Genomic DNA, 8,079 nt, shown 5'->3' on the forward strand with positions numbered 1-8,079 from the left:
GCACCCGCGGCGGCCGTGCAGGCCCTGGAGCGGTTTCGCCGCCCGGAGGCGCCCACGCTGCCCACCGTGCTGTGGGACCGCGCGCACCACACGGTGGCGCAGGTGGGCGCGTTCCCCGACTCCGCCGGGCCGTGGCCGGCGCTCACGCCGGAGATGCTGCCGGGGCCGGACGGCATCGGCCGCTTCTTTCGCGCCGGAGAGCGGCACTGGTTCTGGCTCGCCGTCCCCGTCGCCGAAGGAGCGGACACGCTGGGCTGGGTGGCGGAGCTGCGGATGGTGGGCGGCGGCACCACCTCCGACGCCCTGGAGGAGCTGATCGGCGGCGGCATCGACGTGTACTTCGCCAACGCGTCCGGGGGGCCGTGGGTCACCCTGGACGGTGGCCCGGCCCCCGCGGCGCCGGCGTGGCCGTTCCAGGGCGCCGCGCACTACCGCTGGGCCGACGGCGAGGAGGTCGTGGCGTACGCGGCGCCCATCCAGGGCACCCCGTGGGCATTTGTCGTGGAGCAGGGCCGCGCGCAGATGCTGGCGCGGCCGCGCACGTTCCTGCGCCGCGCGGGGCTGGCGGCCCTGGGGCTGTGCCTGGCCGGCGCGGCCGGCGCGTGGCTGCTCAGCCGCAGCATCACGGGCCCAGTGCGGTCGCTGTCGCTCGCGTCGGAGGGCATTGCCCGGGGCGACTACACGCGCCGGGCCACGCTGCGGCGCCGGGACGAGCTGGGCGTGCTGGCGGAGCGGTTCAACTGGATGGCGGAGCAGGTGCAGGCCAGCCACGGCGAGCTGAGCACGCAGGTGCGGACGGCGCAGTCGCTGGCGGACGAGCTGGAGCACGCCAACGCGCAGATGGAGTCGGCGCTGGCCCAGGCCGACGCCGCGCGCCACGAGGCCGAGGCGGCCAACCGCTCCAAGAGCGAGTTCCTGGCCACCATGAGCCACGAGATCCGCACGCCCATCAACGCCATCATCGGCTACACCGACCTGCTGACGATGGAGCTGGAGGGCCCGCTCACCCCCGGCCAGCACGCCCAGCTGGAGCGCGTGCGGTTCAGCAGCCAGCACCTCACGGGGCTGGTAGACCAGCTGCTGGACTTCGCGCGCATCGAGGCGGGCTCGCTGCGCATCGAGCGGCGCGTGGCGTTCGCCGAGGACGCCGTCGCCGCGGCCGTGACGGTGCTGGGCCCGGAGGCCGCGCGAAAGGGCGTGGCGCTCTCGGCGGACTGCGGGGGCGGCCTGCGCTACCACGGCGACCCGCAGCGGGTAGACCAGATCCTGCTGAACCTGGTCTCCAACGCCGTCAAGTTCACGGAATCCGGCGGCCGCGCCGTCATCCGCTGTGGGCAGTCGAACGGCACGCTGCCGGCCACGCAGGCGGAGGGCGCGTGGGTGTGCCTGCGCGTGGAAGACACGGGGATCGGCATCGCGGCGGACCAGGCGGAGCGCATCTTCGAGCCGTTCGTGCAGGTGGAGAGCGGCTACACGCGGCGCCACGGCGGCGCGGGGCTGGGGCTGGCCATCAGCCGCCGGTTCGCGCGGTGGATGGGCGGCGACCTGACGGTGGAGAGCACGCCCGGCGCCGGCTCCTCTTTTACCCTTTGGCTTCCCGCCGCGGGCTGAGGGAAAAACCAAACTGCATTCTCACGCAGAGGGAGCAGAGGCAGCAGAGTACTTCGTCGCGCGATGAAGTACTCTGCTGCCCCTGCTCCCTCTGCGTGAAAATTCAGTAAAACTTTGTTTGGATTCGGGATTTCTTCAGTAGCTCGGAATCGGGGCCCTCCGTAGCTTCACAAAACGTCGCCACGGACGCGCATCCCTCCCCGTTTTCATCCCGCATCATGTCCATCGAGCTGCTTCTTTACGTCGCCATCGCGCTGCTGCTCGTCTGCATCGTCCTGCTAATCATGGTGCTGCGGAACGCGCGACCGGCGGACGCCGCGCCGCTGCAGGCCGGCATCGCCTCCGTGCGCGAGGGGCAGGAGCGCGCCGAGCGGCTGCTGCGCGAAGAGACCGCCCGCGCGCGCGACGAGGCCGGCCAGCAGGCCAGCCAGCTGCGGACGGAGGTCGGCGCCACGCTCAAGGGCGTGAGCGACACCGTCCTGCGCACCATGGCCGAGCTGTCCGCGGCACAAAAGACGGAGCTGGAGGGCGTCTCCACGCGCATCGGCCAGCTGACGGCGTCCAACGGGCAGCAGATGGAGACGCTGCGCGCCACGGTGGAGGGCAAGCTGGACCAGATCCGCGCGGACAACACGGCCAAGCTGGAGCAGGTGCGCCAGACGGTGGACGAGAAGCTGCAGGGGGTGCTGGAGCAGCGGCTGGGCGAGAGCTTTCGCACCGTGAGCGAGCGGCTGGAGCAGGTGCACCGCGGCCTGGGCGAGATGCAGACGCTGGCCAGCGGCGTGGGCGACCTCAAGAAGGTGCTCGCCAACGTCAAGGTGCGCGGCACCTGGGGCGAGATGCAGCTGGGCAGCCTGCTGGAGCAGGTGCTGGCGCCGGAGCAGTACTGCGCCAACGTGGCGACCAACGAGTTCAACGGCGCCCGGGTGGAGTTCGCCATCAAGCTGCCGGGCCACGACCTGGGACCCGTGTGGCTGCCCATCGACGCCAAGTTCCCCCTGGCCGACTACCAGCTGCTCCTGGACGCGCAGGAGGCCGGCGACGCGGCCAAGGCCGAGGTCGCATCCCGGCAGCTGGAGCAGCGCATCCGCCAGTGCGCGCGCGACATCTGCACCAAGTACATCTCGCCGCCGTCCACGACGGACTTCGCCATCATGTTCCTGCCCACGGAGGGGCTCTACGCGGAGGTCGTGCGCCGGACGGGGCTGGTGGATGCCGTGCAGCGCGAATGCCGCGTGATCGTGGCCGGCCCCGTGACCCTGTGGGCCATCCTGAACAGCCTGCAGATGGGCTTCCGCACGCTGGCCATCCAGCAGCGCTCCAGCGAGGTGTGGGGGCTGCTGGGCGCCGTGAAGACGGAGTTCGGCAAGTTTGGCGAGGTGCTGACCAAGGTGCAAAAGAAGCTGCACGAGGCCAGCCGGCAGATGGATGCGGCCGGCGTGCGCACGCGGGCCATCGAGCGCAAGCTGCGCGACGTGCAGGAGCTGCCCTCCCCCGACGCCGAGCGCCTTCTCCCCGTCGAGGGCCTGACCATCGCCGAGATCGCGTCCGAAGCCGAGGCCGCGTAAAAGCGAACTGCAAAAGAATTCTCACGCAGAGGGAGCAGAGGCAGCAGAGTACTTCGTCGCGTGATGAAGTACTCTGCTGCCTCTGCTCCCTCTGCGTGAAAAATGCAGTAGAGCTCAGGGATCCTGGAACTCGACCTCGCGCGGGAGGACGACAGTGAAGGTGGTGCCGGCGCCCGGCGCGCTCTCGACCGACACCTCGCCACCCAGCAGCTCCACCAGCTGCCACGTCACGCTCAGCCCCAGCCCCGTGCCGCCCGCCTGCCGCGTGCTGGAGTGGTCCGCCTGCCAGAACGGCTCGAAGATGCGCGCCCGCTGCTCCGGCGTAAGCCCGATGCCCGTGTCGCGCACGGACAGCCGCACGCGCGCGCCGTCCGCCTCGGCGGAAAGCGCCACCTCGCCCGACTCCGTGAACTTGATGGCGTTGGACAGCAGGTTCAGCAGGATCTGCCGCAGCTTGCCCGCGTCCGTCCGCATGCGGACCGGCCCCGCGGGGAGCGCCAGGGCGAAGCGCAGGCCCTTTTGCTGCGCCAGGGGCTGCACCAGCGCGGCCGTCTCGCGCACCAGCTCGCCGAGCTCCACGTCCTCCGGGTGCACCTCCTCGCGCCCCGCCTCCAGCCGCGAGAACGCCAGGATCTGCTCGATGATCTGCAGCAGGTGCCGCGCGCTGCTGCCAATGCGCCGCACCTGCGTGCACGACGCGTCCGGCAGCGGGTGCGGAATGCCCATCAGCAGCAGCTCCGTGTAGCCCAGGATGCCGTTGAGCGGCGTCCGCAGCTCGTGCGACATCACGGCCAGGAACTCGCTCTTGGCCTGGTTGGCCGCCGTGGCCGCCTCGTACAGCCGCGCGTTGTCCACGGCCAGGGCCGCGCGCCGCGCCACCTCCTCGGCCAGCGGCAGGTCTCCCGCCCCGTAGCGCCCGCTGGAGCGGATGAGGGTGATGACGCCCAGCGTGCGCCCCCGCGCCAGCAGCGGCACGGCGATGATGGACGAGGGCGACAGCCGGCGCAGCACGGACAGGTGCTCCGGGCCGGACGTGGCGCGCCGCAGGTAACCGTCGTCCACCTCCGTCATCAGCACCGCGTGGCCGGAGCGAAAGGCGCGGATGGCGTGGTGCACCTCCAGCAGCCCCGACGGCGCGAACGCCCGCAGCGCGTCCGCCACGGGGCGCAGGGCGGCGTCCGCGTGGGAGACGGCCACGCGCCGCAGCCCGTCGGCGGCCTCGTTGGCCACGTCCACCACGCAGCAGTCCGCCAGGAACGGCGTGCACAGGCGCGCCACGCCGGCCAGCGTGGCCTCCAGGTCCAGCGACGACGCCAGCAGGCTGCCGGCGCGGGCCAGGAACCGCTGCACCTGTTCCTCGCGCTCGCGCTCCAGCAGCTGCTCGCGCAGGACCTGCTCGTCGCGCTTGCGGGCGATGGCCACGGCCACCTGCCCCGCGATGGTCTGCGCCAGCTGCACGTCCTCGGGGGCGAACGGGTGCGGGGCGTCGTGGTACAGCATGAACTTGCCCAGCAGCCGCCCCTGCGTCACCAGGGGAAAGAAGCCTACCGCGCCGATCCCCTCCCCCAGGATGGTCTCCCGCAGCGGGCCCAGGTCCGGGTCCAGCGCCACGTCGGGGATGGTGATGGGTCGTGGATCGACGGCGTCGCGCGTCCACGGCGAGTGCCCGTCCACGGCGGCCCGGTACCCGTCGCTGATGCCGCGCCACGCCACGAACCGCATCACCCCGCCCTCGTCGAACAGGAGGATGGCGGCCCGCCGCGCGCCCAGGGCCCGCTCCAGCCCGCCCAGCGCCTCGTCGTAGATCTCGTCCAGGGCGCCGGCCCGGCCCACGGCGTCCGTGACGCGGTACAGGATGGCCAGCTGCTCGTAGCGGCGCTGCAGCTCGCGCTCGGCCTGGCGGCGCTCCGTGACGTCGCGCTTGATGCCCACGTGGCACAGGGGCTCGCCGTCCGTGCCCCGCACGGTGAACGCCGACAGCTCCAGCGTGAGCCGCCGGCCGTCGCGGGTGACGCTGGCCACCTCGCCGCGGTAGCGGTCGCTCCACGCCAGCGCGCGCGCCACCTCCGCGAACGTCTCGTCGCCCATGTGGATGGCGGGCGTGCGGCCGGCCAGCTCCTCGTCCGGGTAGCCGATGAGCGCGCGATGGGCGTCGTTCTGCTCGCGGTAGACGCCCTGCGCGTCGATGATGGCGATGGCTTCGCTGGAATTGCGCAGCACCTCGCGGTACACGTCCCCCGATGCCGAGAAAAGGCTGGGAACGCGCACGGAGCCGGTGCCGGCGGAAACGTCGGACATGATGTGGAGAGGTGGGTCTGGGGAGAGCGCGAAGCCTGTGCGCCCACGGGCGGCAAGTCCCGGACCGCCGCGCATACACCTTCCGCTGCGTTTTCTCGCGCGGAGCCGGCGGGAATCATCTACATACCCCGCGTCTTCCGGACCGGTCCTTTCGTGCCGCCTTCGTATCGCCCACTCCCGCGCGCGGCGCGGATCCGCGATATTGGACGTGCACGCCGCGAACGTTCACACGCGGCGCATCCCCCTGGTGCGCATCCCGGAGCCGAATGGTGCAGCGCGTTCCCGTCGAGTCGTCCAACATCGCCGCCGTGGGCTACGTGCCGGAGCGGCGGGTCCTGCAGATCGAGTTCGTCGGCGGCCGCATCTACGAGTACGCCGGCGTGCCGTCCACGGTGCACGACGGGCTGATGCGCGCGCCGTCCAAGGGCACCTTCTTCGCCCGGCACATCCGCCCCGCCGGCTTCGCCTACCGCCGCGTGGGCTGATCGCCGGGCGGAGAAAAAGACGATCTCACACGGGGCCTGCGGCCAACGGAGTCAACGGTTTTTTATCAGCTACCGTTATCCCCGTTGGCCGCAGGCCCCGTGTGAGAATGCCGCTTCTGTTCTACTTCTTCTTGCGGTTGCGCTTGCGGGCGGCCTTCTCGGCCTTGCGGCGTGCCCTGGCCTTCGCGTCGGCGGTGGCGGAGGGCGTGCGCGAGCCCTCGCGGCGGCCGTCGTCCCAGCCCTCGTCCGCCCACGGCGTCTCGGGCGCGGCAACCAGCCCCAGCGCCACCTGCACCTCCTGCCAGCTGCCGCTCTCGCGCTCGTTCACGGCGCCGGCGGCGAACGCGGCCTCCATCACGGGCGCGGCCGCCTTTTCGCCCAGGGCTACCAGCTCGGCGATGAGAAAGCTGTTGAGCGCGCGCGACTGGTGGGCCCAGTCCTCCAGCTGCTTTACGAGCACGGCGGCGGCCTCGGCGCGGCGATCCGGGTGCTGGAACGCCACGTTGGTGATGATGGCGCCCGCCGCCATCCGCATCTCCTCGTGCCGGTCCTCGTCAAAGAGCAGCAGCGTGGCCCCGTGCAGCGCCGCCGGGCCGATCATCCCCAGCACGTCGGGAAGCTCCTCCTGCACCCAGAAGTCCTCGCCGCGCGTCTCCAGCAGGCGCAGCATGGGCCCGGCGGCCTCCTGCGCCTCCATCTGCCCCAGGGCGCGCCACGCGTGCACGGGCGCCCAGCTGGCCGGGTCGCGCTCGGCCGCGGCGAGCAGCGCGGGGTCCGTGGCCATGCGGACCAGCGCGGGCACGTGGCGCGGCTCCAGGCCCAGGGTGCGGTAGTCCGGCCACGTGCGCCGGCGCGCCGGCTCCGCGCCCAGCTTCAGCAGCCGGTCCACGGGGGGAAGATACGGATCGCTCATGGTGCGTCGGGTGCGGATCGGAGACAGATGTCGAAGGCGGACAGAATATCCGGCCCGCCGCCCGCGCGCCACGCTCCGGACGGGTCTTTCTTGCAGATGGACGGGGTTGGCCGTACGATTCGGCATCCGATTCCCCTCCCCGTGACGTGCCCTGGATGGACCCCCGCGAACGGCTGATCGTCGACGAGCTGCTGATGCGCAAGGTGGACGAGGTGAGCTACCTCGTCGCCACCAACGCCGCGCTCTACCGCCCCATCGTCCGCCTCTTTCACCAGCGCTACGAGTCCGGCGAGACGGGGTGGCTGTGGCCGGGCGAGGTGGCCGCGTTCATCCGCGCGCAGCATCCCCATCACCCCGCGTACACGGACGAGGAGTGCGAGGGGCACCTCAAGCAGCTGGAGGCGTGGGGGGTGCTCACGTCGGAGCACGACGTGAACCAGGCGCGCACCATCGAGGAGTTCGTCCGGGCCGCGCGGCGCTACCAGATCAGCGAGACGGCGCGCGTCATCGAGGAGATGCTCATCCGCCTGACCCGCGGCGACGGCTCGCGCGGGTCGCTGGACACCACGCGCCTCACCCGCCTGCGCGACGCCCTGTTCGAGCTGGGCCGCATCCTGGCGGAGCTGGACCCCGCGCGGGCCTCGCACGACGTCCTGCGCCAGGTGGAAGGCCTGTGGAACGCGGCGGACGACGCGCGGCGGGAGCTGCGCGAGCAGGCCCTGCGCTACATGCGCGAGCTGGAGCACGACCGCATGCCCACGGCGGCGGACCTCGTGGTCTTTCTGCAGTACAAGCGGATGCTGCGCGACTACCTGGAGGAGTTCGCGCTGGGCCTCAAGGACTTCGTGGAGCGCACGCGCGACCTGTTCGAGGAGTGGGCGGATGCCGGCCTGGACGCGCGCCTGGCCGCCGCCCTCGCCCGCAACGAGCGCGAGCGCAAGGGCGACCTGCGCGCGGAGGACGAGCTGCGCGCGGCGTTCGAGGGGCAGATCCGGGCCCTGCGCGGCTTCAGCGGGCGCGGCGGCGACGCGGAGATCCTGCACGCCAAGACGACGGGGCGCGTCCGCGGGCTGGTGGAGCAGATCGAGCGGGTGGTGACGGAGCGGCGCAACGCGCTCAACCGCGCCCGCGACCTGCGCCTGCTGGTCCTCGCCTTTCTGCGCGCGCCCACGGACGACGACGCGCACCGGCTGGCGGCGTCGGC

The 8,079-nt window shown here is 72.0% G+C and carries 6 protein-coding genes; 4 read left to right on the plus strand and 2 right to left on the minus strand.

Going from position 1 to position 8,079, the window contains the following annotated elements:
* Together VFZ20_RS20730 and rmuC are read left to right on the plus strand one after the other, a co-directional pair.
* Positions 1–1,611: sensor histidine kinase (locus VFZ20_RS20730; protein WP_329685849.1), on the plus strand; the 1,611-nt coding region annotated here is incomplete at its 5' end.
* Positions 1,612–1,829: 218 nt separating this feature from the next.
* Positions 1,830–3,179, plus strand: coding sequence for a DNA recombination protein RmuC (rmuC, locus tag VFZ20_RS20735; RefSeq protein WP_329685850.1), 1,350 nt, complete (start codon positions 1,830–1,832; stop codon positions 3,177–3,179).
* Between the two features lie 114 nt (positions 3,180–3,293).
* Here rmuC and VFZ20_RS20740 read toward each other — a convergent pair whose 3' ends face one another.
* Positions 3,294–5,477: an ATP-binding protein gene (locus VFZ20_RS20740; protein WP_329685851.1), complete on the minus strand. Its 2,184-nt coding sequence runs from the start codon at positions 5,475–5,477 to the stop codon at positions 3,294–3,296.
* 266 nt (positions 5,478–5,743) lie between these two features.
* Between VFZ20_RS20740 and VFZ20_RS20745 the strand changes: the two genes are divergently transcribed.
* Positions 5,744–5,962, plus strand: a complete 219-nt coding sequence (locus VFZ20_RS20745) for a KTSC domain-containing protein (RefSeq protein WP_329685852.1) — start codon at positions 5,744–5,746, stop codon at positions 5,960–5,962.
* 121 nt (positions 5,963–6,083) lie between these two features.
* On the opposite strand, the gene VFZ20_RS20750 is transcribed toward VFZ20_RS20745, so the two are convergent.
* The gene (locus VFZ20_RS20750) at positions 6,084–6,875 is read right to left on the minus strand and encodes a hypothetical protein (protein ID WP_329685853.1); all 792 of its coding nucleotides are present in this window, start codon (positions 6,873–6,875) and stop codon (positions 6,084–6,086) included.
* A gap of 155 nt (positions 6,876–7,030) precedes the next feature.
* On the opposite strand from VFZ20_RS20750, the gene VFZ20_RS20755 reads away from it, so the two are divergent.
* Positions 7,031–8,079: DUF2397 family protein (locus VFZ20_RS20755; RefSeq protein ID WP_329685854.1), on the plus strand; the 1,049-nt coding region annotated here is incomplete at its 3' end.

This window comes from Longimicrobium sp. (assembly GCF_036280135.1).
GTDB lineage: Bacteria > Gemmatimonadota > Gemmatimonadetes > Longimicrobiales > Longimicrobiaceae > Longimicrobium.